The organism is Paraburkholderia sp. CNPSo 3281 (assembly GCF_024206515.1).
Taxonomy (GTDB): Bacteria; Pseudomonadota; Gammaproteobacteria; order Burkholderiales; family Burkholderiaceae; genus Paraburkholderia; species Paraburkholderia nodosa.
The window spans coordinates 71738-95492 of the sequence record NZ_JAMBPS010000015.1 but is presented as its reverse complement, the minus strand read 5'-3'; the positions used below and the strand labels follow the sequence as shown (position 1 = coordinate 95492).

19 protein-coding genes and 1 pseudogene are annotated in these 23755 nt (G+C 64.4%); 16 read left to right on the top strand and 4 right to left on the bottom strand.

Annotation, left to right across the window (positions count from 1 at the left end):
• The first annotated feature begins 28 nt into the window (after window positions 1-28).
• The 6 genes from M3I56_RS17400 to M3I56_RS17375 all read left to right on the top strand — a co-directional run bounded on the left by M3I56_RS17400 (window position 29) and on the right by M3I56_RS17375 (window position 8057).
• Entirely contained in the window at window positions 29-1435 is a 1407-nt protein-coding gene (locus tag M3I56_RS17400; RefSeq protein WP_254355044.1) for a circularly permuted type 2 ATP-grasp protein, read from the top strand.
• Between the two features lie 40 nt (window positions 1436-1475).
• On the top strand, window positions 1476-2429 hold the full coding sequence (locus tag M3I56_RS17395) for an alpha-E domain-containing protein (protein ID WP_254340472.1): 954 nt from the start codon (window positions 1476-1478) through the stop codon (window positions 2427-2429).
• Window positions 2430-2481: 52 nt separating this feature from the next.
• Window positions 2482-3282 carry a transglutaminase family protein gene (locus M3I56_RS17390; RefSeq protein ID WP_254355043.1) on the top strand — a complete coding sequence of 267 codons (801 nt, stop codon included), beginning with the start codon at window positions 2482-2484 and terminating at the stop codon, window positions 3280-3282.
• Between the two features lie 52 nt (window positions 3283-3334).
• Window positions 3335-4216, top strand: a complete 882-nt coding sequence (locus tag M3I56_RS17385; RefSeq protein ID WP_254355042.1) for a proteasome-type protease — start codon at window positions 3335-3337, stop codon at window positions 4214-4216.
• Between the two features lie 149 nt (window positions 4217-4365).
• The gene (locus tag M3I56_RS17380) at window positions 4366-6063 is read left to right on the top strand and encodes an acid phosphatase (protein ID WP_254355041.1); all 1698 of its coding nucleotides are present in this window, start codon (window positions 4366-4368) and stop codon (window positions 6061-6063) included.
• Between the two features lie 581 nt (window positions 6064-6644).
• A complete protein-coding gene (locus M3I56_RS17375) occupies window positions 6645-8057 on the top strand; it encodes a sugar efflux transporter (protein WP_254355040.1) in 1413 nt (470 codons plus the stop codon).
• A gap of 85 nt (window positions 8058-8142) precedes the next feature.
• On the opposite strand, the pseudogene M3I56_RS17370 reads toward M3I56_RS17375, so the two are convergent.
• Window positions 8143-8851, bottom strand: a pseudogene (locus tag M3I56_RS17370) (MFS transporter); the annotation flags it as partial.
• Window positions 8852-8931: 80 nt separating this feature from the next.
• Window positions 8932-9411: a hypothetical protein gene (locus tag M3I56_RS17365; protein WP_254355039.1), complete on the bottom strand. Its 480-nt coding sequence runs from the start codon at window positions 9409-9411 to the stop codon at window positions 8932-8934.
• 746 nt (window positions 9412-10157) lie between these two features.
• Here M3I56_RS17365 and M3I56_RS17360 point away from each other — a divergent pair.
• From M3I56_RS17360 to cyoD, 5 genes are all read left to right on the top strand, one after another.
• Window positions 10158-11702: an NADH-quinone oxidoreductase subunit M gene (locus M3I56_RS17360; protein ID WP_254355038.1), complete on the top strand. Its 1545-nt coding sequence runs from the start codon at window positions 10158-10160 to the stop codon at window positions 11700-11702.
• A 339-nt stretch (window positions 11703-12041) separates the two neighbouring features.
• Window positions 12042-12929, top strand: coding sequence for a ubiquinol oxidase subunit II (gene cyoA / locus M3I56_RS17355; protein ID WP_028204958.1), 888 nt, complete (start codon window positions 12042-12044; stop codon window positions 12927-12929).
• 7 nt (window positions 12930-12936) lie between these two features.
• Window positions 12937-14970 carry a cytochrome o ubiquinol oxidase subunit I gene (gene cyoB / locus M3I56_RS17350; protein WP_254355037.1) on the top strand — a complete coding sequence of 678 codons (2034 nt, stop codon included), beginning with the start codon at window positions 12937-12939 and terminating at the stop codon, window positions 14968-14970.
• Entirely contained in the window at window positions 14970-15581 is a 612-nt protein-coding gene (gene cyoC, locus M3I56_RS17345; protein ID WP_254355036.1) for a cytochrome o ubiquinol oxidase subunit III, read from the top strand. Before cyoB ends, cyoC begins: the two co-directional genes overlap by 1 nt.
• Complete coding sequence (gene cyoD / locus M3I56_RS17340) at window positions 15582-15911, top strand: cytochrome o ubiquinol oxidase subunit IV (protein WP_233885195.1); 330 nt, start codon at window positions 15582-15584, stop codon at window positions 15909-15911.
• Between the two features lie 111 nt (window positions 15912-16022).
• On the opposite strand, the gene M3I56_RS17335 is transcribed toward cyoD, so the two are convergent.
• Window positions 16023-16673 carry an SGNH/GDSL hydrolase family protein gene (locus M3I56_RS17335; RefSeq protein WP_254355035.1) on the bottom strand — a complete coding sequence of 217 codons (651 nt, stop codon included), beginning with the start codon at window positions 16671-16673 and terminating at the stop codon, window positions 16023-16025.
• 107 nt (window positions 16674-16780) lie between these two features.
• Between M3I56_RS17335 and M3I56_RS17330 the strand changes: the two genes are divergently transcribed.
• The 4 genes from M3I56_RS17330 (at window position 16781) to M3I56_RS17315 (ending at window position 19835) form a co-directional block, all read left to right on the top strand.
• On the top strand, window positions 16781-17383 hold the full coding sequence (locus M3I56_RS17330; RefSeq protein WP_254355034.1) for a TetR/AcrR family transcriptional regulator: 603 nt from the start codon (window positions 16781-16783) through the stop codon (window positions 17381-17383).
• A gap of 147 nt (window positions 17384-17530) precedes the next feature.
• Window positions 17531-18214 carry a type 1 glutamine amidotransferase domain-containing protein gene (locus M3I56_RS17325; RefSeq protein ID WP_254355033.1) on the top strand — a complete coding sequence of 228 codons (684 nt, stop codon included), beginning with the start codon at window positions 17531-17533 and terminating at the stop codon, window positions 18212-18214.
• A 181-nt stretch (window positions 18215-18395) separates the two neighbouring features.
• Complete coding sequence (locus tag M3I56_RS17320) at window positions 18396-19493, top strand: NADH:flavin oxidoreductase/NADH oxidase (RefSeq protein WP_254355032.1); 1098 nt, start codon at window positions 18396-18398, stop codon at window positions 19491-19493.
• A gap of 42 nt (window positions 19494-19535) precedes the next feature.
• Window positions 19536-19835 carry a putative quinol monooxygenase gene (locus M3I56_RS17315; RefSeq protein ID WP_254355031.1) on the top strand — a complete coding sequence of 100 codons (300 nt, stop codon included), beginning with the start codon at window positions 19536-19538 and terminating at the stop codon, window positions 19833-19835.
• 102 nt (window positions 19836-19937) lie between these two features.
• Here the strand turns inward: M3I56_RS17315 and adhP are convergent, their stop codons facing one another.
• Window positions 19938-20966 (bottom strand): alcohol dehydrogenase AdhP, encoded by a 1029-nt coding sequence (gene adhP, locus M3I56_RS17310; protein WP_254355030.1) that lies wholly within the window; start codon window positions 20964-20966, stop codon window positions 19938-19940.
• 227 nt (window positions 20967-21193) lie between these two features.
• Between adhP and M3I56_RS17305 the strand changes: the two genes are divergently transcribed.
• Window positions 21194-23548, top strand: a complete 2355-nt coding sequence (locus M3I56_RS17305; protein ID WP_254355029.1) for a tetratricopeptide repeat protein — start codon at window positions 21194-21196, stop codon at window positions 23546-23548.
• Window positions 23549-23755: the final 207 nt, after the last annotated feature.

Genomic DNA, 23755 nt, shown 5'->3' with positions numbered 1-23755 from the left:
AGTTGCACTCACGCGCGAGAACGAACCGATGCAAGTCCATGACGAAATGCGCGACGAGGGCGCGGTGCGCCCGCACTACGACCGCTTCCAGCAGTGGCTGGAGAGGCAGAGTGGCGAGACGATGGCGCGCAAGCGCGCCGAGGCGGACCTGTTGTTCAGACGGGTCGGCATCACGTTCGCGGTGAACGGCGACCTCTCCGGCACCGAGCGGCTCATTCCCTTCGACCTCATTCCACGCATCATTCCCGCAGACGAATGGGCGCTGCTCGAGCGCGGACTGCGCCAGCGCGTGCAGGCGCTCAATCTGTTCCTGCACGACGTCTATCACGAGCGCAACATCGTGCGCGCCGGCGTGATACCGGCCGAACAGGTCTACACCAATGCGCAGTACCGGCCGGAGATGCAGGGTATCGACCTGCCGCTGGGCGTGTATGCGCATATCGCGGGCATCGACATCGTGCGCGATGGGCGCGACGGCGCGTTCTACGTGCTCGAAGACAATCTGCGCGTGCCCTCCGGGGTCTCGTATATGCTCGAAAACCGCAAGATGATGATGCGGCTCTTTCCCGAGTTGTTCGTACAGCACAAGGTGGCGCCGGTCGCGCATTATCCCGACCTGCTGCTCGATACGCTGCGCTCGGTGGCGCCTGAAGGCGTGGACGATCCGACCGTCGTGCTGCTCACGCCCGGTATGTACAACTCCGCGTATTTCGAGCATACGTTCCTCGCGCAGCAAATGGGCATCGAGCTGGTGGAGGGCAAGGATCTCTTCGTAGAGGATAACTACGTATTCATGCGCACGACGCAGGGGCCGCGTCGCGTGGACGTGATCTATCGGCGTGTGGACGACGATTTTCTCGATCCCCTGGCGTTTCGCCCCGACTCCGCGCTCGGCGTGCCGGGGCTGCTCACGGCGTACCGCGCGGGCCGCGTCGTACTCGCCAATGCGATGGGCACGGGCGTGGCCGACGACAAGTCGATCTATCCGTATGTGCCCGACATGATCGAGTTCTATCTCGGCGAAAAGCCGATCCTGAAGAACGTGCCGACGTGGCAATGCCGCCGGCCTGACGATCTCGCCTGGACGCTCGAACATCTGCCGGATCTCGTCGTGAAAGAGGTGCACGGCGCGGGCGGCTACGGCATGCTCGTCGGTCCCGCTTCCACGCGCGAGGAAATCGAGGCGTTTCGCGCCCGGCTGCTCGCACGGCCAGGCAATTACATCGCGCAGCCCACGCTGTCGCTGTCGGCTTGCCCGACCTTCGTCGAAGCGGGCATCGCGCCGCGCCATATCGATTTGCGGCCCTTCGTGCTCTCCGGCAAGACGATCCAGATGGCGGCCGGCGGCCTCACGCGCGTGGCGCTGAAGGAAGGCTCGCTCGTCGTCAACTCGTCGCAGGGCGGCGGGACCAAGGATACGTGGGTGCTCGAATGATTTCACTGGCCTTACCAAACGCACACGAAGAGGTTCGACCATGCTGAGCCGCACCGCCGATCATCTGTTCTGGATGGCCCGCTACATGGAGCGCGCGGAAAATACCGCGCGCATGCTGGACATCAATCTGAAGGCGCTCCTGCTGCCCGGCAGCGCGGACGCCGAGGCGCGCACGCATCGTGCGATGCTGCGGATCTCGGAACTGGAGCCCGCCTTCGATGCGCGCCACGAGGAAACAACGAGCAGCAACGTGCTCAAGTTTCTCGTTGCGGACCCAACGAACCCGTCGAGCATCTACTCGTGCCTGCAGGCGACCCGCGAGAATGCACGCGCGGTGCGCGGCACGCTCACTACGGAATGGTGGGAAACGATCAACGACACGTGGCTGCAATTCGTCGAGCTGTTGCGCGGCAGTGAGCTGGAAGCGCGTCCCGATGCGCTGTTCGAGTGGGTGAAGTTCCGCTCGCATCTGTCGCGCGGCGTGCGCCTGGGCACGGCGTTGCAGGACGATGCGCTCTTCTTCACGCAACTCGGCACGTTCCTCGAACGCGCGGACAACACGGCGCGCATTCTCGACGTGCGTTTCGTCGACGTGGAAAACGCCGACTCGCGCTCGGCCGCGCGTCAGCTCGAGGACTTCTATTACTGGACCTCGATTCTCGGCTCGGTTTCCGCGCTCGAAATCTATCGCAAGGTTTATCGCGACGTGGTGACGCCCGCGCGCGTGGTTGAACTGCTCATACTCAACCAGCAAATGCCGCGCTCGCTGCTAGCGTCGCTGGACGGCGTCTGCACGAATCTCGCGATGCTGCGCACCGATAGCTCGCGAGAAGTCGAGCGCACGGCGGGCAAGCTGCGCGCCGAGCTGCTTTATGCGGACCTGCGGCAGATCTTTTCCATGGGCGTGCATACGTTCCTCACGCAGTTTCTCGCGCGCGTGTACGAGTTGGGCAACCAGGTTGCGCGCACCTATCTGATGTTGCCGGTTGGTTAGCGCGATCCCGCGCTCATCGATATCCCAATCGTCTCGACGGAGGATTAACCTCATGCAACTCGCGATCCGGCACGACACGGTTTACCGCTACGAAGCGCCCGTGCATTATTCGATTCAGCAGTTGCGGCTTTCGCCGCTCACCACGCCCACACAGATCGTCAAGCAATGGCACGTCGAGACGCCGGGCAAGCTCGACGCGTGCCGCGACGCCTACGGCAACGCGCTGATGACGCTGGTGCTCACGCGGCCGCATAGGGAAATTCGCCTGCGCGTGCGCGGTGAAGTCGAGACCGTGGCGCTGCCCGACGGCCGGCTGCCCGAAGGCGAAGGCATGGTGCCGATGCACCATTTCACTTCGCCGACGCGCCTCACCGAAGCCGACGAGGCACTCACGGAATTCGCGTTCAGCCTGCCGTCGCTGGACGACACCGCCGCCGTACTCGACGCGGCCTCGCGCATCACGGAGCGCGTGCGCTACGAGCCCGGTGTCACCGATGTGACGCACACCGCGGCGGACGCGCTGGCGCTAGGCCGTGGCGTGTGTCAGGATCACGCGCATGTGATGCTGGCGGTGTGCCGCGCGCGCGGCGTGCCGGCGCGCTACGTGAGCGGCTACCTCGACCCCGGCGACGTGCCGGAAATGGCGAGCCACGCATGGGTCGACGTGTGGCTCGACAACGGCTGGGTGACGGTGGACGTCACGCACGCGTGTTTCGCGAGCGAAAAATACTGCCGGATCGCGGTGGGGCGCGACTACGACGCGGCCGCGCCGGTTCGCGGCCGCCGCGTGGGCGGGGCCGGCGAAACGCTCGATGTCAGCGTGCACGTGAGCGCGCAGCAGTCGCAGCAATAGTTTTCCCGCTATAACAAAAAGAGCGGCAAGTCAGGGACGGGGAGGGAGGCGCATGACGTACTGTGTGGCAATGGCAGTGGACGAGGGGCTCGTGTTTCTCGCGGACACGCGCACGAATGCGGGTGTCGATCACATCAGCACGTCGCGCAAGATGGCCGTGTTCGAAGCGCCCGGCGAGCGCGTGCTCGTGCTGCTCGTCGCGGGCAATCTGGCCATCACGCAGGCCACGCTGCAGGTGCTGACCGAGCCGCAGGACGCGGGGCGCGCCACGCTCTGGAGCGCGCCGACGATGGTCGAGGCCGCGCGCGTGGTGGGCGAAGCCGTGCGCGAGGTGCACCGGCGCGACGCGCAAGCGCTCAAGACCTTCAACGTCGACTTCAACTGCAGTTTCATTCTCGGCGGCCAGATCGGCGGCCATGCCATGCGGCTGTTCCAGATCTACGCGGCCGGCAATTTCATCGAGACGTCGAGCGTCAATCCGTATTTCCAGATCGGCGAGTCGAAGTACGGCAAGCCGATCATCGACCGCGTGCTGACGCCGGGCACGCCGCTCGACGAGGCCGCGAAATGCGCGCTCATCTCCATGGACTCGACGCTGCGCTCGAACCTTTCGGTCGGTCTGCCACTCGACCTGCTCGTGTACGAGCGAGACGCGCTGCGTGTGACGCGATACGCATCGCTCGACCAGTCGAATGCCTATTTCCAGATGATCCATTCGACGTGGGGCGAGCGGCTGCGCCAGGTCTTCGGCGAGATTCCCGATCCGCTCTGGACCGACGAAGGCGATGTGCCGCGCCACGAGCGCACGACGTTGCCCGGTGCCCCGCGCGCCGCGCATGAGGGGCACGCGAGCGAACCGCGTCCCGCGCAAACGCTCGCGCAAGCCCAGCCGCACGGCGCTGCAAGCGCGCCGCGTATGCCGCGCGACGGCTAAAAGGGCTGCTTCAGTGCAGCGCTTGCGAGCTTCCTTTTTGCTTTGCCAACTGCGGAACCGGTATCCTGCTGCGTAATATTCGCGGTACGCCGCGCGCACTGCGCGTCCCCTCGACTCGCCCTTAGGGGCATGGCACCGGAGGCAGGCTGATGAAGCGGAACGACGAACCAAACAACGGGCGTCCCGAAGAACCTTCCATTCCCGTCGGTCCGGACGACCCCGCGCGCCGCCGCGTGCTCGGCGGGCTGGCGGCGGTTGGCGTGGGCCTCGCGCTCGGCGGCTGCGAGACGCCGGCGCAGAGCGCGGCGGGCGCGCCGCGCAGCGCAGCCGACGCGCGCGTCGATGCCGCGTTGCGCGACCAGGTGCGCCAGATCGTCGTGATCTACGCGGAGAATCGCAGCTTCGTCAATCTGTACGGCAACTATCCCGGCGTGCAAACCCCGCTCGCGAATGTGAGCGCGGAGCGCTACGCGCAGCTCGATCGCGACGGCAAGACGCCGTTGCCGCAGCTGCCGAAGATCTGGGGCGGCCTCGTGCCCCAGGCGCAGGAGCTGGATGGCAAGCGCTACATGATTGCGGAGCATCAGATCACGGGACTCTCCAACCGGCCGTTTCGTATCGTGGACGCGCACGGCCATCCGTTGCCGAACGGCATCATCACGCGCGACCTGATCCATCGCTTCTATCAGAACCAGATGCAGATCAACGCGGGGCGCAACAACCAGTTCGCCGCGTGGGGCGACTCGGGCGGCCTCGTCATGGGCTTCTACGAGAACTCCGCGCAGACGCTGCGGCTCTGGAATATCGCGCAGCAGTACACGCTCTGCGACAACTTCTTCATGGCCGCGTTTGGCGGCTCATGGCTCAACCACATCTTCCTGATCTCGGCGCAGGTGCCGCAATACGCCGACATCCAGACGAGCGCCGCCAAGCATCTCGCCTCCGTCGTGGAGGGCGACGATCCCACCGGCACGCGCCTGAAGGTTGCGCCGAACTCGCCGGCCTCGGCGCTCGACGGACCGCCGAAGTTCGTGAACGACGGCCTCTTCACGCCCGACGGCTACGCCGTCAACACGATGGCGCCGCCATATCAGCCGAGCAACGTGCGCCCGTCGGAAGACGGCAACCCGGCGCTCGCCGATCCGTCCAATCCACGCGTGCTGCGCCCGCAGACCTACGCGACGATCGGTGACCGGCTCTCTGCGAAGGGCGTCGACTGGGCCTGGTATAGCGGCGCCTGGCAGTTCGCGCTGGACCATCAGGACACGCGCGCAGTGCCCGACTTCCAGTATCACCACCAGCCGTTCAACTACTTTGCCAACTTCGCGCCGGGCACGGCCGCGCGTGCGCGTCACCTGCGCGATGCGGGTCTCGGCGACGATCCGTCGACCAACCGTCTGCTCGCGGACATCGACGCAGGGCGCTTGCCTGCCGTGACGTTTTACAAGCCGCAGGGCAACCTGAACATGCACGCCGGCTATGCGGACGTCGAGTCGGGCGACCGCCACATCGCGACCGTGATCGAGCGCATCCAGCGCGGCCCGCAATGGGCGAACACGATGATCGTGGTGACGCACGACGAGAACGGCGGCTGGTGGGACCCGGTCGCGCCGCCCTTGGGCGACCGCTGGGGTCCGGGTTCGCGCGTCCCCGCGCTCGTGATCGCGCCGTTCGCGAAGAAGGGCTACGTCGATCACACGTTCTACGACACGGTTTCGATCCTGCGCTTCATCAGCCGCGTGCATGGGCTCGCGCCGCTCGACGGCGTGGCTTCGCGTGATCAGACGTTCCTCTCGCGAGAGCAGACGCCACCGGGCGATCTCACGGCGGCACTCGATCTGGCCTGAGCGCTGCGCATGGAGGCATCGAAGGGCAGAGGGCGGTGGCCGTCGCGAAACGTTTGCGCCGCCGCCCCGGGTTGCCCATCCGGAACGCAAATTGATGCAAGCGCGACACAAGCGACGAACTCTCCATCCGATCAATGAGTTGGCGCGCTCGCCAGGCGGTTATCAACAGGTTTGTCACCAAAAACTGTGGACAACTTTGCTGCGCAAAAAACATGCATTTTCTATGTCGTTTGCGAGCTTCCCGTTTCCATTCAAGGACTTGATGCGGATGTCCAGAAGTTGCTAACAGGGCTCTCAACAAAATCTGTGGAAAACCCCCCGCACCTTTCCCGCGAGACGCCGTCGCTGCCACAATCGGCAACGCCGCCCACAATCCGAATCGCATCAAACACTTGGTGCAGTCGTCCCAGGGTTACGCACAAGGCTGTCCACCAAAGTTGTGGATAGCGCACCCAGATGTTGATCGCGGCCGGTTCAACCTTGCACAGTGTGGGAGTTCGGCCCGATAATCGCCGTCGATATGGCCGTCGCGTGAACGCGCGTGCACGGGCAACTCTCTTCTCGCCACTACCCGCCGCGCCGTGCTCAACAACTCGCGCTTTGCCGGTCTTCTGCGTATTCCTGGTTTCCTGCCACTCGCCGGCGCCACCCTGATGCTCGGCGTGGCGATGTCCTTCACCGCGCCTTACCTCTCGCTTTTCGGCGTCGAGCGCACCGGCATGACGCCGTTCCGGCTCGGCGTGTTCATGACCGCCATCGCCACCAGCGGCGTGATCGCGAGCACCGCAGCGGGTCGCTGGAGCGACGCCACCGGCAAGCACCGAACCCTGCTGCTCGTCTCGCTGTGCGCGGCCACGCTCGGCTATCTCTGCCTGTGCGTCGTGCGCGATTACCGGCTTCTGCTGCTCGTGGGCGTTGCGTTCATCGGCGCGGGCGGTTGCGCGCTCTCGCTCGTGTTCTCGTTCAGCCGCGCGGCGCTGCCCGCGAGCGACGACGCCGAGCGGACCTTTGCGAGCGCGACGCTGCGCACGATTCTCTCCGCCGCGTGGGTGTTCGGGCCCGCGGTTGGCGCGCTCGTGCTGGCCGCCACGAACTTCTACGGGCTGTTCCTGTTTGCGGCGGCGAGCTTCGCGGCTTGCGGCACGATCGTCTGGCGCATGCGCGAGCCGCGCCACGACGAACACACCACGCAGCATCTGATGGCGCGCCCCACCGCCGGCGAAGTCGCGCAGGAGATCGGTGCGGAAAGCGCGGCGCAGTACGAGGGCCAGCCGCTCACGCAGGCCGAAGTGCAGCCGGGTGCGCCTCGCGACCCCGCAACGCTTCCGCCGGCGGCAACGGCAAAAGCGAAGGCCAGGGCAGCGCGCGCGCCGGTGCCCGCCGCGGAGGGTTCGCAAAAAGACATCATGCGCGCGATCGTTGCGCTCACACTCATTGGACTGGCCGGCAACGCGACGATGATCGTGCTGCCGCTCTACATCGTGCATGGCCTGCAGGGCACGCGCATCGACGTGTCGATCATGCTCGGCCTCGGCGCGCTCATGGAGATACCGATGATGCTCGCGCTTGGCGCACGCGCCTCGGTGCTGAACAAGCCGTGGTGGCTGGCCGCCTGCGCCGCGGTGCATGCCGTCTACTTCGTCGCGATGTCGCTGGCGCCGGGCGTGCACGCGTTGATCCCGATGCAGATTCTCAACGCCTTCGTGGTGGCCGTTACGTCGTGTCTGGGCATGACCTTCGTGCAGGATCTGATGCCGTCGTCGCCGGGGCGGGCAACGGCGCTGTTCTTCAACGCGGCTCGGCTCGGCTCGATACTGTCGGGCGTGCTTTCCGGCCTGCTCGTGCAGGCGTTCGGTTATCGCGGCACGTTCCTTTTCTGCGGCGCGCTCGCGCTGTGCGCGCTCGTGTTGTTCGCCGTACCCGGAGAGCAGTATCCGAAGATGGCACGTGCTGTGCGGCGTTATCTGCGTGAGCGTTCAAGCAAGCGGGATTGATTCCCGGCATGACTTTGGATTGCCAGGCAATTTCATTCGAAGAAAAGGGCGATGCTGCTGCAAACGCACCGCCCTTCATCGACATTTACTGCACCGTTTCTGCGTCCCGCGCGGCGAGCGCTTGCGCGGGCGTTGCGGCGTCGAAGTCTTCCGCATCGACGTCATAGCCCGAAGGCTCCCAGCGAATCGAGAGCAACGCCGCGAGCCCCGCGAGCGGCGCGACCGCGATGATCCAGAACACGCGCGTGCTGAGCGCGGCGGCGAGCACCGGGAACAGGAACAGCGAGACTGTCGAGCTGGTGCGCATGAGCGTCTGGTTGAAGCCGACACCCACGCCGCGCAGCGAGGTCGGGTAGCCGAGCGAGGCGAACGTCATGCTGTGCGAACCGGGGCCGACGCCCTGGCCGAAGAGGAACGCGGCAAGCAGGGCGACCGCGCTGACGACTTCGGGTGCCGTCGCCGGCTTGCCGACGATCGCGAGGCCGACGAGCGCCACGAACTGGATCGCATAGCCCCACACGGTGAGCTTCCACGCACCGAAGCGCGGCACGATACGCACGGCGATCAGCCCGCCCACGAAGGCGAAGCCGAGATTGAGCACGAGCGAGGCGAGGATCGTCGTGAGCATGGACTGCGCGAGGAAGCTCGAGATGATCACGGGCAGGCCGAACGCGACCGCGTTGTACGCGAACGAAGAAGCCACGCCGATGACCGTGGCGAGCACCGTGCGCCGCGTGTAGACGCCGCGCAGCTGCGCCGTCGTTCTTCCACGACGCTACGCGCGCCGGCCTGGCCGCGGCGCTGGTCCGCGCGGCGCGCGCCCAAATCGTTTTTGGTTATGAGCTCATGCCGTGCGGGCCAGTCAGTGCCTGTGTCAGTGCATGTAGGTAACGCGGCGCGAGCGGTCGCTCAATCGCAATCCCGCGTCGAGCAGCGCGATGGCGAACCAGCGCGCGGTCTTGAGCATGCCGCTCACGCTCGGCATCGGCAGCCAGTCGTTGAGGAGCTGCACGGCGGCCTCGCTGCGAGTGGACTGCAGGAGCGCGATCACCTGCAGCAGCGAGCCTTCGTCCTTCGCGAGCTCGGAGGCGCAGCGGCAGCGCGTGTCGAGCGGGCGGCACGAGGCGCGGCACAGGGTGCCCATCAGCAGATCGAAATAGCCGCAGCCTTCCGCGCCGAGCCCCGCGTCGGTGAGCACGCCGCGCCAGCTTTCGGCTTTGGCGTAGGCGTCGCAGTGCGGGCGCAGCCAGGTGCGCACCGCGCGCAGGACGGTCTGCTCGGCGGTGTCGGGGTGATGGACGAAGATGTCGTCGATCAGCGTGTCATTTCTCGCGAAAGGGGCGGTGTAGTTCATGGAGCCTCCGGTCCCGCACAAATCATTCGGGTGGCGCCGGGTCGTCCGGCATGGGCGCTATTCTGGGACAAATTTTGCGCAAATGCAAATGATTCTCATTTGTAAAAGAGGCTGGCGGAGGGAGATGACCTGGCGCAACCGGGAAGGGACTGTTCCAGCCAACGCCCTTAATTACGGGGACACAAGTCGCTAAAGTGCCCGTCATGCGTGTTCCAGTGTTCTGGCGCAACGTGAGAGTTGGCCCCGCCCCCATGAAGGCCGGGGCTTTTTTTTGCACCGCGCAAGGGCGCGCGGGGCGGCCCTGGCACACGTTTTGGTGGCTGTCGGGGGCCATACTCCGCTGCATAAGTCATTGAACCGAAAGAAACAAGTAAGGTATTATTCGGGCCGCGCAGCGTGACAGCCTGCCGCGCGTCATGGCGCCCAGGAGGTCGAAAGCGTTGCTTTCGCGATCAAAAATGGGCTGAAACAGCCTGTTTGTTGTTTTTTCTCTTAGTACGTTTCTGAATAAAAACAATGACTTGTGTCAACCATCGATCCGGCCCGTGTTGTTGCGCTGCAAAACTTCCGTATTCCGTTTACCCTCGTTAACCCTTGAACGTGTGTTGCATTTCGCCTCGTCGCTGACAAATACATTACAGCCAGCCTGGTTCGATTTTCACCCCGCGTCAATCTTTCAAGTTGCTTGCGCACCTGATCGTGCGCCGTGGAAGCTATTTGCTCCGCATTTTTGAGGTCCCGTTGAAATGCAATCCGTTCCATTCCTGAGTCTGGCGATCTGGATTCCCATCCTCTTCGGCGTGGCCGTGCTGCGCCTCGGGTCGGATCGTCATCCGCAGCGTGCCCGCTGGCTGTCGCTCGTTGGCGCCGTCGTTGGTCTGCTGCTGACCCTCCCGCTCATCTCCGGCTTCGATAACCACGCGGCCGGCATGCAGTTCGTCGAATTCCGCGAATGGCTGCCTGAGTTCGGTGTGGCGTGGCGACTCGGGATCGATGGCATTTCGATGTGGCTCGTGGTGCTCACCGCGTTCACGACGCTCGTGATCGTGATCGCCTCGTGGGAATCGATCACGGTGCGCGTGGCCCAGTACTTCGGCGCGTTTCTGATTCTCTCGGGCCTGATGGTCGGCACCTTCGCCGCGACCGACGGGATGCTGTTCTTCGTGTTCTTCGAAGCCACGCTGATCCCGCTGTACCTGCTGATCGGCTCGTGGGGCAATGCCCGCCGCACCTACGCCGCGGTCAAGTTCTTCTTCTTCTCGCTCGCCGGCTCGCTGCTGATGCTGGTGTCGATGCTGTACCTCTACAGCCAGTCGCACACCTTCGACATGTCGGCGTGGCACAACCTCACGCTCGGCTTCATCCCGCAGATCCTGGTGTTCATCGGCTTCTTCGCGGCCTTCGCGGTGAAGGTCCCGATGTGGCCGTTCCACACCTGGCTGCCCGACGTCCACCTCGAAGCGCCGACCGGCGCGACCGTGATGCTGGCCATGCTCAAGCTTGGCGGCTACGGCTTCCTGCGCTTCACGCTGCCGATCACACCTGACGCCGCGCACTTCTTCGCGCCGGCGATCATCACGCTCTCGCTCGTGGCCGTGGTCTACTCGAGCCTGCTCGCGCTCGCGCAGACCGACATGACCAAGCTGCTCGCGTACTCGACGGTCGCCCACATGGGGCTCGTCACACTCGGCCTGTTCCTCTTCAACCAGATCGGCACCGAAGGCGCGATCGTGCAGATGATCTCGTACGGTTTCGTCTCGGGCGCCATGCTGCTCTCGATCGGCGTGCTGTTCGACCGCACGAAGACGCGCACGATCTCGGCTTACGGCGGCGTCGTCAACGTGATGCCGCGTTACGCCACCTTCATGATGCTGTTCTGCATGGCCAACCTCGGCCTGCCGGGCACGTCGGGCTTCGTGGGCGAGTTCATGGTCATCATGGGCGCGATCCGCGTGAACTTCTGGGTCGGCGCGATCGCCGCGACGACCGTCATCCTGAGCGCTGCGTACACCCTGTGGATGTACAAGCGCGTGATCTTTGGCGCTGTAGCGAACAAGGGCGTTGCGAAGCTGGCCGACATCGGCCGCCGCGAAACGCTGATCTTCGCTTCGCTTGCAGCGTTCGTGCTCGCAATCGGCCTCTACCCGAAGCCGATGACCGACGCGATCGAGCTCTCGGCGGCGAACCTCGTCACCCAGGCCGGTCGCAGCAAGCAACCCGTCGACGATGCAGCGCCTGCTGACGCAGTGCGTGCGGGCACGGACGTTCGTGCTGCGCACTCGCCGACGTGATCACTGAAGATTGACGGCGCAACCAACGCGCCGCATCGCCTCCAGGCGGTGCGGCGCGTTGCTGCGTCCAGGAGTTTTCGAATCTTGAGATTCGAAACATAGCCGCGGCGGCCCGCTGTCAAGGGCAGAGCAGGGCGCGACGTGCGTGTGTTTCCGAGGCGCGACAAACCTCGCGAACACATGCGACAAAGTGTCTCAATCTTCTTTTGACAAAGGTCATTTTCCACATTCATTGATTGCGAAATATCAAAGCGGCTGTATGATGCGGGCGCGCTTCCTTTGTCGGATGTCAGGGGACGCGTCCGGAACAATTCAATGAATGAAATTCAGGCAAACGTGATGAAAAGAACGACCTTTCAAAGGTTACTGCTTCCCGTAAGCGCCGGATTGGCCTTGTGTCTTTCCGGATGCAACATGGAGCTCCTTGACCCCAAGGGAAGTGTGGGCGTGGCGGAAAAGCAGCTGATCGCTACCTCCACATGGGCCATGCTGATCGTGGTGATCCCCGTGATCATCCTGACGCTCTGGTTCGCGTACCGCTACCGCGCGTCGAACCGTAGCGCCACCTACGCGCCGAAGTGGTCGCACTCGACGGCGATCGAAATCGTCGTCTGGACCATCCCGACGCTGATCATTCTTTTCCTCGGCGTGCTCACGTGGAACACCACGCACGAGCTCGACCCCTACAAGCCGCTCGAATCGAACGTCAAGCCGATCAACGTCGAAGTTGTGGCGCTCGACTGGAAGTGGTTGTTCATCTACCCGGATCTCGGTATCGCGACGGTGAACCAGCTGGCCGTGCCCGTCGGCACGCCGGTGAACTTCAGCATCACGTCGGATTCGGTGATGAACTCGTTCTTCATCCCGCAGCTTGGCACCCAGGTTTATGCGATGGCTGGCATGCAGACGCGTCTGCACCTGATCGCCGACCACGCTGGCGACTACGCCGGCCTCTCGGCGAATTTCAGCGGCAAGGGCTTCTCGGACATGAAGTTCCGCACGCTCGCGACGAGCCAGCAAGACTTCGACGCGTGGGTCCAGAAGGTGAAGGCGTCGCAGACGCAGCTTTCCATGGATCAATACGCAACGGTCGCACAGCCGAGCGAGAAGGCTCCGGTTGAGTACTTCTCGACGGTCGACCCGAAGCTCTTCAACAACATCATCGCGAAGTACAACAACGGCCACGTCACGAATTTCAGTGACCCGTCGTGCGTGACCAAGGGGTAAGCCAAGCATGTTCGGAAAACTTACACTGGATGCCATTCCGTATCACGAGCCGATTATCGTCGGCACGATGATCGGCATGGCGCTCATCGGCGCATTGGTGCTCGGCACCGTCACTTACTTCGGTAAGTGGAAATATCTGTGGACGGAGTGGCTGACGAGCGTCGACCACAAGCGTCTGGGCGTGATGTACATCGTCCTCGCCCTCATCATGCTGCTGCGCGGCTTCGCCGACGCAATCATGATGCGTACCCAGCTCGCGCTCGCGTACAACGCGCCGGGCTACCTGCCGCCGCACCACTACGACCAGATCTTCACGGCGCACGGCGTGATCATGATCTTCTTCATGGCGATGGCCTTCATGGTCGGCCTGATGAACATCATCGTGCCGCTGCAGATCGGCGCACGCGACGTCGCGTTCCCGTTCCTGAACTCGCTGTCGTTCTGGATGACCGCAGTCGGCGCCATCCTGCTGATGATCTCGCTCGTCGTGGGTGAGTTCGCGCAGACCGGCTGGCTCGCGTATCCGCCGCTTTCGGAGCTTGCGTACAGTCCTGGGGTAGGGGTCGATTACTACCTGTGGGCGCTGCAGATCTCGGGTGTCGGCACGCTGCTGACCGGCGTGAACTTCTTCGTCACCATCATCAAGATGCGTGCCCCCGGCATGACGATGATGAAGATGCCGGTGTTCACGTGGACGGCGCTGTGCACGAACGTGCTGATCATGGCCGCGTTCCCGATCCTGACCGTGACGCTCGCGCTGCTCGGCCTCGACCGCTACATCGGCACGCACTTCTTCACGAATGACGGCGGCGGCAACGCCATGCTGTACCTGAACCTGATCTGGGCCTGGGGTCACCCCGAGGTGTACATCCTGATCCTGCCGGCGTTCGGTATTTTCTCGGAAGTCGTTGCGACCTACGCGAAGAAGCCGCTGTTCGGCTACAAGACCATGGTCTACGCGACCTGCTCGATCATGGTGCTCTCGTTCCTCGTGTGGCTGCACCACTTCTTCACGATGGGTTCGGGCGCGAACGTCAATGCGTTCTTCGGCATCATGACGATGATCATCGCGATCCCGACGGGCGTGAAGATCTTCAACTGGCTGTTTACGATCTACCGCGGCCGCCTCGAGTTCACCTCGCCGGTGCTCTGGACGATCGGCTTCATGGTCACCTTCACCATCGGCGGCATGACCGGCGTGATGATGGCGATCCCGGGCGCGGACTTCGTGCTGCACAACTCGCTGTTCCTGATTGCTCACTTCCACAACGTGATCATCGGCGGCGTGCTGTTCGGCTACCTCGCCGGCTTCAACTACTGGTTCCCGAAGGCGTTCGGCTTCAAGCTCAACGAAAAGCTCGGCAAGCGCGCGTTCTGGTTCTGGCTCTCGGGCTTCTACGTTGCCTTTACGCCGCTGTACGTGCTGGGCTTCATGGGCGCAACCCGCCGTCTGAATCACTACGACAATCCGGCATGGCAGCCGTGGATGATCATCGCGTGGGTTGGCGCCGTGCTCGTGGCAATCGGCATCGCGCACCAGCTGCTGCAGCTGTACGTGTCGATCCGCGACCGCAACCTGCCGGAAAACCGCGACCTGACGGGCGATCCGTGGGGTGGCCGTACGCTGGAGTGGGCGATGTCGTCGCCGCCGCCGTCGTATAACTTCGCGATCATTCCGCACGTGAGCGAACTCGACGAGTTTGCGCACCTGAAGGAAACCGGCCGCGAAACCGTGGATGTCGCGAACACGAAGTACACCGACATCCACATGCCCTCGAACACGAGCGCGGGTGTGTTCATCGGTTTCTTCAGCCTGGTGCTCGGCTTTGCTGGCATCTGGCACATCTGGTGGCTCATGATCGTTGGCTTCGTCGGCATTGTCGGCACGGCCATCGCGTACAGCTTCCAGAAGAACGAAGGCTATTACATCCCGGCCGCCAAGGTCCGGGCAGACGAAGAAATGCGCAGCCGCGCACTGGTCAAGGCGTTCGAAGACAAGCAACGCCGTGGCAAGGTTGAAGCAGCACTGGAGGCCAACTGATGTTGACGAAAACTAGTGCGGCCGCACTCGCGGAGCACGATCACCACGATCACCCGCCGTCACACTCGGTGTTCGGCTTCTGGCTGTACCTGATGACGGACTGTATTCTGTTCGGCTCGCTGTTCGCAGTGTTCGCCGTGATGCAGAACCAGTTCGCAGGCGGCCCGACGGGCAAGGACCTGTTCGACATTCCGGGCGTGGCCATGGAAACGGCAGTGCTGCTGCTGTCGTCCATCACGTACGGTTTCGCGATGATTGCGGCGTACAAGAAGCGCACCGGCCAGGTTCTGTTGTGGCTGGCCATCACGTTCGCGCTGGGCGCGACCTTCCTGTACTTCGAACTGCATGAATTCGCGCACCTGATCGAAGAAGGCGCGGGCCCGAGCCGCAGCGCGTTCCTCTCGTCGTTCTTCACGCTGGTCGCCACGCACGGTATCCACGTGACGATGGGCATGATCTGGATGATCGTCCTGATGGTTCAGGTCGCGAAGGCCCCGACGCTGGGCGAGCGCGAACTGCGCCGCCTCACGTGCCTGAGCCTCTTCTGGCACTTTCTGGACATCGTCTGGATCTGCGTGTTCTCCTTTGTTTATCTTGCGAGCGTGATCTAAATGAGTGCTCATTCCATCCATGAAGAAGAAAGCCATGGCAGCGTAGGCAGCTACCTGGCAGGTTTCGTCCTGGCGGTGGTGCTCACGGCCGCTTCGTTCTGGCTCGTGCTGCATGGCGGCTTCCCGCGCGAGACGGCGCTGCTCGGCCTCGCCGCGCTGGCTGCGGTGCAGATCGTGGTTCACCTCGTGTTCTTCCTGCATATGAACACGTCGTCGGGCCAGCGCTGGAACGTGACGGCATTCGGCTTCACGGTGTTGACGGTCCTGATTGTGGTCGTCGGTACGCTGTGGGTCATGCACAACGTCAGCATGAACATGATGTCGCGTTAAGCGCTCATCGTTGCTTGATTTGCGCTTCGCTCGCTTCGGGTGAAGCGCAAATGGAAACGCCGCCGGGCCTTCAGTCCGGCGGCGTTTTTCTTTTTGCGGCCTGCCAGGCGCTTATGCGCCGAAGCGCTGACGCACGACTTCCGCGACGGCCTTGCCGAGCCGGTGGTGTTGCGAGGCTTCGTAGTGAATGCCATCAGTAGGGCTGACGGTGGCGAATTCGCCGGCGTCGAGAAACGCCGAGCCGTACTTCACGGCGACGCGCTCGTAAAGCGGCGCAAGCAGGCGCGACCTGGCTGCGCCGCCTGTGAAGATATCGCCGAGGAAGCCAATCTCTTCGATCGGTGCCGGCGACATGAGCAGCACGTGCGGCGTCGAGCCGCCCGGACCCGCGCGACACGCGACGAGCGTTTCGAGCAGCACGTCCACCGAGTTCGCAATGTCGGTGGGCGTGACGGAAAAGCGTGTCTTGAGGTCGTTGGTGCCGAGCATCAGCGCGACCACGTCGATCGGCAACTGGCTTTCGAGGCATGGGCGCAGGTAGGCGTGCCCGTTCTTGTGTCGCCCTTCGATCGGATCGTCGTGAACCGTGGTGCGCGCGGGCAGGCCTTCCTCGATGATCGTCCAGCCTGGCCCGAGCGCCTCACGCAGTACGCCGGGCCAGCGGTCGGCGGGGCCGAATCGCTCGGAGACGCCGGGCACGGTCAGCGGCTTCGTGCCGTGCGTATTGGAATCGCCGTAACAGAGCAGGGTGCGTGACGTCATGGGTTGCCTCTTCCTGGTTACCTGGTTGCGGGGCGCGATGCAATGCCACTACTCATCATGGGAGATTACTAGACGACTGGTCTAATCGCTCTGTAACATGTCGCCTCATGAATGCAGCGGCAGCCGTTGAAGTGCGGCAACACATCCTCGATACCGCCATGCCCATACTGCTGGGCAAGGGCTTTTCCGCAGTCGGACTCAATGAGATCCTCGCGGCCGCCGGTGTGCCTAAAGGGTCGTTCTATCACTATTTCGGCTCGAAGGAAGCGTTCGGCGAAGCGTTGCTCACGTCATATTTCGCCGAGTATGCGGAGCGTCTCGACGATCTGCTCGTGCGCGCGCCGGGCACGGCAGCCGAGAAGCTGATGCGCTACTGGGACGACTGGCGGCTGATCCAATGCGCCGACGATCCGGTGGGCAAATGTCTCGCGGTGAAACTGGGTGCGGAGGTCAGCGACCTGTCCGAGGCGATGCGCGAGGCGCTGCGTCTCGGCACCGACGCGACGATCTCGCGCATTGCCGCATGTCTCGAGGCAGGCCGCGCGGATGGCTCGCTCGTGGGCGTGAACGACGCCGCGACCATGGCGGTGACGCTCTACGAACTGTGGCTCGGCGCGACTCTGCTCGAGAAGATCCACCGCGACCGCAAGCCGCTCGACGCCGCCATGGCGACCACGCGCATCCTGTTGAACCTGCCTCCGAGCGACTAATCGAACGCGAAGCCGCGGCAGCGCGTGAGGTGCGCGCGATTGTCGCGCATTGTGCGCAATATCTAGACGACCGGTCTAATAGTGTATGAAGAGACCGGTTTCCGAAGGGCGTGCGAGCGCCCGAACCCAACCCAGAAAGGAAGGCCGATGAAGGTACTGATCGTTTTGACCTCGCACGAGGACCTCGGCAACACGGGCAAGAAGACGGGCTTCTGGCTCGAGGAATTCGCCGCGCCGTACTACGCGCTGCGCGACGCTGGCGCTGCACTCACGCTCGCATCGCCCAAGGGCGGCCAGCCGCCGCTCGATCCGAAGAGCAGCGATCCCTCCGCGCAGACCGATGCGACGCGGCGTTTCGCGTCCGATACCGAGGCGCAAGCGGCGCTTGCCAATACGAAACGTCTCGCCGATATCGACGCAAGCGCGTTCGACGCCGTGTTCTACCCTGGCGGCCACGGCCCGCTCTGGGACCTGGCCGAAGATCCCGTTTCGATCGCGCTGATCGAAAAGACGATCGCCGCGGGCAAGCCTGTCGCCGCTGTCTGCCATGCGCCGGGCGTGCTGCGTCACGTAAAGGGGGCGGACGGCCGGCCGCTCGTGGCCGGCAAGTCGGTCACCGGTTTTTCGAATGACGAAGAGGCCGCCGTGCAATTGACGGACGTCGTGCCGTTCCTCGTCGAGGACATGCTCAAGGCCAACGGCGGCCAGTACTCGAAGGCCGCCGACTGGCAAGCGCACGTCGCAACCGACGGCCTGCTCATCACGGGCCAGAATCCGGCTTCGTCGGAGCCGGTTGCCGAAGCCTTGCTCGCGGCGCTGCGCCGCGCTTGATGTTGCGCGAACGCGCTCGTCTTTGGCGAGCGCGTTCGCTTCCCTCGATTTCCTTTCGGCAACGCTGCGAGGCGCGCTCGCAGCGCGTGTCCGACTGCGCGTTGCCGCAAGGAAATCCCGTTTTTGCCAACCGGCGCAGGTGCCGCGCGACGCGCGACCGGTGCCAAGAAAGGAGCTGTAGATGTCCGCATTGTTCGAACCGTTCAAGCTCAAGGGCGTGTCCCTGCGCAACCGCATCGCCGTGCCGCCGATGTGCCAGTACATGGCTGTCGATGGCGTGATCAACGACTGGCACCACGTCCACTACGCGCAGATCGCGCGCGGCGGCGCGGGCCTCGTGATCGTCGAGGCGACGGCGGTTTCGCCCGAAGGCCGCATCACGCCGGCTTGCACGGGCCTGTGGAACGACGCGCAGATGGAGGCGTTCAAGCCTACCGTCGCGGCGATCAAGGCGGCGGGCGCGGTGCCCGGCATCCAGATTGCGCACGCGGGCCGCAAGGCGAGCGCGAACCGCCCGTGGGAAGGCGACGACCACATCGCCGAAGGCGACGCACGCGGCTGGCAGACCATCGCGCCCTCGGCAACAGCGTTTGGCGCGCATCTGCCGAAGGTGCCGAAGGCGATGACGATCGACGACATCGCGCGCGTGCGCGAGGATTTCGTGGCCGCGGCGAAGCGTGCGCTCGAAGCCGGCTTCGAATGGCTCGAACTGCACTTTGCGCACGGCTACCTCGGCCAGAGCTTTTTCTCGACGCATTCGAACCAGCGCGACGATATCTATGGCGGCAGCCTCGAAAACCGCAGCCGTTTCCTGCTGGAAACGCTGGCCGCCGTGCGCAAGGTCTGGCCGGAGCATCTGCCGCTGACGGCGCGCTTTGGCGTGATCGAGTACGATGGCCGCGACGAGGAAACGCTGGCCGAATCGATCGAACTGGCCAAGGGCTTCAAGCACGAAGGCCTCGACATGCTGGGCGTGAGCGTCGGTTTCTCGACGCCCGCCGCGCAGATTCCGTGGGCGCCCGCGTTCCTCGCGCCGATCGCACAAAAGGTGCGTCGCGCAGCCGGTCTGCCGGTGTCGTCGGCATGGGGTATCGGGACGCCGGAACTGGCCGAGCGCTCGGTGGCGAAGGAGCAACTCGACGTCGTGATGGTCGGGCGCGCGCATCTTGCGAATCCGCACTGGCCGTATTTCGCGGCCCTGGAACTGGGCGTCGAACGCGCCGCGTGGACCTTGCCCGCGCCGTACGCGCACTGGCTCGAGCGCTACAAGGTTGGCTGAATGTTGCCGACCGGTACAACCGTTGACGATGAGGGAATGCCGATGACCGTCTATCTATTCGCGAGCATCACGCCGAAGTCCGAGCACGTCGCCGACGTGGAGGCGCTGATGCGTGACATGGTTTCGCACACGCGCAAGGAACCGGGCAACTTGCGCTACGATCTGCTGCGCCGCGCCGATGGCGCGCCGGGTTTTTACCTTTACGAGACCTATGTCGACGAAGTCGCAGTGCAGGCGCATCGCGAAAGCGCGCACTTCGTGGCGTACCGCGCGAAGATCGGTGCGTGGGTGACAGAACCGCCTGAGGTGAAGCTATTGAAGGGTGTGGACGTCGCGGACTGAGGCCGCGCATCTTGCCGCAATCGTTGCGGCGATCCATTCACGCGCCGGACATCGCTTTGCAGCGGTGTCCGGCGCGTTTTTCATCGAGCGGCCGTGCGCTGCCTAGCCCGCCATATCGAGCACGACGCGGCCTTCGATCGCGCCGCGCTCCATGCGCGCGAACACGTCGTTGATGTTCTCCAGCTTGTCGGTGGAGACGGTCGCTCTGACCTTGCCTTCCTGCGCGAACATCAGCGACTCTTCGAGATCGAGACGCGTGCCGACGATCGAGCCGCGCACTGTCACGCCGCCCAGCACCATGTCGAAGATCGGCAGCGGAAAGTCGCCGGGCGGCAGGCCGTTCAGCGACACCGTGCCGCCCCGGCGCACCATGCCGAGCGCCTGCGAAAACGCGATGGGCGAGACCGCGGTAACGAGCACGCCGTGCGCGCCGCCAATTTCCTTCTTTAGATACGCAGCGGGATCGGTGGTTTTCGCGTTGACCGTCACGGTTGCGCCGAGGCGTTTCGCCAGTTCGAGCTTGGTATCGTCGACATCGACGGCGGCGACGTTGAGCCCCATCGCGCGCGCGTATTGCACGGCCATGTGGCCGAGGCCGCCCACGCCGGAAATCACGACCCAGTTGCCGGGGCGCGTGTCGGTGACTTTCAGGCCCTTGTAGACCGTCACGCCGGCGCAGAGCACGGGTGCGATTTCGATGAAGTCGATATTTTTCGGCAGCAGGCCAACGTAATTCGCGTCGGCCTTGGCGTACTGCGCGAAGCCGCCATTGACCGAATAGCCGGTGTTCTGCTGCTGCTCGCAAAGCGTTTCCCAACCGCCGAGGCAATGTTCGCAATGGCCGCATGCCGAATAGAGCCACGGAATGCCGACGCGATCGCCTTCCTTCACGTGCGTGACGCCCGCGCCCACACCCACGACATAGCCCACGCCCTCGTGACCGGGAATGAACGGCGGCTGCGGCTTCACGGGCCAGTCGCCGTGCGCGGCGTGCAGGTCCGTATGGCACACGCCGCACGCCTCGATTTTCACGAGCAGCTCGCCGGGTCCTGGGGTGGGGACGGCCACTTCTTCCAGCACGAGGGGTTTGCCAAATGCGCGGACTACCGCGGCTTGCATCGTCTTGCTCATCGTCGGGCTCCTGTCGAAGCTAAGTGGCGGGCGCGGCCGGATGCGTTGCGCATCGCGGTGCCGCCGCACGTCCGCCTGCCTTTCAAGTTTGAAGGAAAGGTATTTCGTCTGCGATGAACATGCTCAATAGTTAGTAATAAAGCGGGGTGAGAAGTTTTTGAAAGAAACTGCCGTTAATATTGGGAAAGGTTTGGTAACGACTCCGTTGCACGAATTCAGTGGGCCCGATGCAGAACGACTCCCTTTTCGAACGCGCCAGTGAGAGCCATTTCGCCGGCGACCTGCCGCGCGCGCGTCAGTTGTACACGCAACTGCTCGAAGCCGATGCAGCGCACGCGGGCGCGATGTTTCGCCTCGGCGTGATCGGCTTGCAGGAAGGCGCGCCGGCCGATGCGATCGGCTGGCTGCAGCGCGCGCTCGCCGTCGAGCCCGGTCAGCGGCGCTACTGCGAAGCGTTGGGGCAGGCCTATGCCATGGCCGCGCGCCATGCCGAAGCGGCGCAGATCTATCGCGCTCTGCTGGCGGACGACGCGTCGTCCGCCGATCTCTGGTGCGGGCTCGGCGCGGCACTGCAGGCGCAGGGTGCGCTGGCGGAAGCGGTGGCGGCGTGGCGGGCCGCGCTCGAGCGCGAGGCGAACCGGGCCGACGCCTGGAACAACCTCGGCAATGGCCTGCGTCTGCTGGGCGATTCCGGCGAGGCCCAGACCGCGTATCGCCGCGCACTCGCCTTGCAACCGGGCGATGCCAACGCATTGACGAACCTCGGCACGCTGCTGCAGGAAGCGGGGCAGGACGAGGAGGCGCTCGAAAGCTTGCGCGCTGCGCTGGCGGCCGCGCCGGACACGGCCGTCGCGATGATCAACCTCGGCGTGCTGCTGACGCGCCTCGAGCGTCTGGACGAGGCGTTGCCCCTGCTCGAACGCGCGCTGGCCATCGAACCTCCTATCGCGCATGCGGCCTACAACTACGGCGTCGCGCTGCAGGCGCGCGGCCGTCTGCGCGACGCCGAAGCGCAGTATCGCCGCGCGCTCGCGCTCGACCCGGCGCATGCGGAAGCGGCCAACAACCTTGGGAATGTCTGCCGCGATCTCGGTGATTATCAGGCTGCACGCGTAGCGTACGAAACGGCCATCCGCGCCCGGCCGGATTTCGTCGACGCGTTCAACAACGCCGCCAACCTGATGCGCACGCTCGGCAGCCTCGACGAGGCGCAAGCGCTGTTGCGCCAGGCCCTCGACTTCGATCCATCCCGCTCGGCCACGCTCAACAATCTCGGCAACGTGCTCAAGGACTGCGGGGACCTGGACGGAGGCATCGAATGCTTTCGCCGGGCCGTGGCGAGCGAGCCCGGCAACCTCATCGCGCATAGCAACCTTCTGTACGCATTGTCGTTCCAGGCCGTAGATCCGCAGGTGATTCTCGACGAGGCGAGACGGTGGTCCGCGCAGCACGAAGCGCCGCTCGGCGTGCAACGCACGCACGCGCCTGTCGAAGCCGCGGCGGGAAGGCGCTTGCGCATCGGCTACGTATCGGGCGATTTTCGTGAGCATTGCCAGGCATTGTTCATGGCGCCGCTCTTCGCCCAACACGACCGCACGCGCTTCGAGATTCACGCGTATTCGATCGTGGTAAGGCCCGATGCGACGACCGCGCGTCTCGCCGCGCACGTCGACGAGTGGCACGACGTGCGCACATTGAGCGACGCGGCGCTGGCGGACCAGATCCGTGCGGACGGCATCGATATCCTCGTCGATCTTACGATGCACATGTCCAATGGCCGGCCTCTGCTGTTCGCGCGCAAACCGGCGCCGGTGCAGGTCGCGTGGCTTGCTTATCCCGGTACGACCGGAATCGGCGCGATGGACTGGCGGCTGACCGATCCGTGGCTCGATCCGCCTGCGCACGATAGCCACTACAGCGAAAAGTCGTGGCGTTTGCCGCACACGTTCTGGTGCTATGACCCACTTGCTTCGGAACCCAAAGTGAATGCGCCGCCGGCATCGAGCGTGGGATACGTCACGTTCGGCTCCCTGAACAACCCGTGCAAGCTCACCGATACGACGCTGAATCTGTGGGCCCGTGTATTCGCCCGCTTGCCTGCGGCGCGCCTCGTGCTCATGGCCGCCGAGGGCGAAGCGAGGCGCCGCCTCGCGCAGCGGCTCGCGCGGGCCGGCATTGACCCGGCGCGCGTGCGCTTTTTGCCGTTCCGGCCGCGCGCCGATTATCTGCGCAGCTATCACGAGGTCGATCTCGGGCTCGACACGTTGCCGTACAACGGCCATACCACCTCGCTCGACGCGCTGTGGATGGGGGTGCCCGTCGTCACGCGCATCGGGCCGACCGTGGCGGGGCGCGCGGGCTTGAGCCAACTCGCGAACCTCGGCCTTACCGAATTGGCCGCCGATTCCGACGATGCCTTCGTGGAGACGGCGGCGAGTCTCGCGAACGACCTGCCGCGCCTCGCGAATCTGCGCGCGACGCTGCGCGAACGCATGGCGAATTCGCCGCTGATGGACGGCGAACGCTTCGCGCGTGGCGTCGAGGCGGCGTACGAAGGCATGTGGCGCGCCGCGGCGCAATAGGACGATCTGGCGCGCAAATACGGGCAACCGGCGGCCGGGACTCAGCCGAACGGCCCTTCAGCGTGCTGTATAAATATACAGTAGAATCCTAGCCTGACAGCCAGGGCCGCGCGCCGATTTCCCGCGCGCGCCGCGCTGCAAGTTGCCGGGCCGCGCCGCGTATTCGCCCCATTTCGCGCGCCGTCCGGCCCCACGCGTGTGATCCAG

What these genes read in the sequence shown, in the direction of transcription:
- M3I56_RS17320 (WP_254355032.1), top strand. Translation starts at nt 18,396, where the DNA reads ATGTCCGCATTGTTCGAACCGTTCAAGCTCAAGGGCGTGTCCCTGCGC.
- M3I56_RS17305 (WP_254355029.1), top strand. Translation starts at nt 21,194, where the DNA reads ATGCAGAACGACTCCCTTTTCGAACGCGCCAGTGAGAGCCATTTCGCC.
- cyoC (WP_254355036.1), top strand. Translation starts at nt 14,970, where the DNA reads ATGTTGACGAAAACTAGTGCGGCCGCACTCGCGGAGCACGATCACCAC.
- M3I56_RS17315 (WP_254355031.1), top strand. Translation starts at nt 19,536, where the DNA reads ATGACCGTCTATCTATTCGCGAGCATCACGCCGAAGTCCGAGCACGTC.
- M3I56_RS17335 (WP_254355035.1), bottom strand. Translation starts at nt 16,673, where the DNA reads ATGACGTCACGCACCCTGCTCTGTTACGGCGATTCCAATACGCACGGC.
- M3I56_RS17360 (WP_254355038.1), top strand. Translation starts at nt 10,158, where the DNA reads ATGCAATCCGTTCCATTCCTGAGTCTGGCGATCTGGATTCCCATCCTC.
- M3I56_RS17365 (WP_254355039.1), bottom strand. Translation starts at nt 9,411, where the DNA reads ATGAACTACACCGCCCCTTTCGCGAGAAATGACACGCTGATCGACGAC.
- M3I56_RS17385 (WP_254355042.1), top strand. Translation starts at nt 3,335, where the DNA reads ATGACGTACTGTGTGGCAATGGCAGTGGACGAGGGGCTCGTGTTTCTC.
- cyoD (WP_233885195.1), top strand. Translation starts at nt 15,582, where the DNA reads ATGAGTGCTCATTCCATCCATGAAGAAGAAAGCCATGGCAGCGTAGGC.
- cyoA (WP_028204958.1), top strand. Translation starts at nt 12,042, where the DNA reads ATGAAAAGAACGACCTTTCAAAGGTTACTGCTTCCCGTAAGCGCCGGA.
- M3I56_RS17325 (WP_254355033.1), top strand. Translation starts at nt 17,531, where the DNA reads ATGAAGGTACTGATCGTTTTGACCTCGCACGAGGACCTCGGCAACACG.
- M3I56_RS17330 (WP_254355034.1), top strand. Translation starts at nt 16,781, where the DNA reads ATGAATGCAGCGGCAGCCGTTGAAGTGCGGCAACACATCCTCGATACC.
- M3I56_RS17400 (WP_254355044.1), top strand. Translation starts at nt 29, where the DNA reads ATGCAAGTCCATGACGAAATGCGCGACGAGGGCGCGGTGCGCCCGCAC.
- M3I56_RS17395 (WP_254340472.1), top strand. Translation starts at nt 1,476, where the DNA reads ATGCTGAGCCGCACCGCCGATCATCTGTTCTGGATGGCCCGCTACATG.
- cyoB (WP_254355037.1), top strand. Translation starts at nt 12,937, where the DNA reads ATGTTCGGAAAACTTACACTGGATGCCATTCCGTATCACGAGCCGATT.
- M3I56_RS17390 (WP_254355043.1), top strand. Translation starts at nt 2,482, where the DNA reads ATGCAACTCGCGATCCGGCACGACACGGTTTACCGCTACGAAGCGCCC.
- M3I56_RS17380 (WP_254355041.1), top strand. Translation starts at nt 4,366, where the DNA reads ATGAAGCGGAACGACGAACCAAACAACGGGCGTCCCGAAGAACCTTCC.
- adhP (WP_254355030.1), bottom strand. Translation starts at nt 20,966, where the DNA reads ATGAGCAAGACGATGCAAGCCGCGGTAGTCCGCGCATTTGGCAAACCC.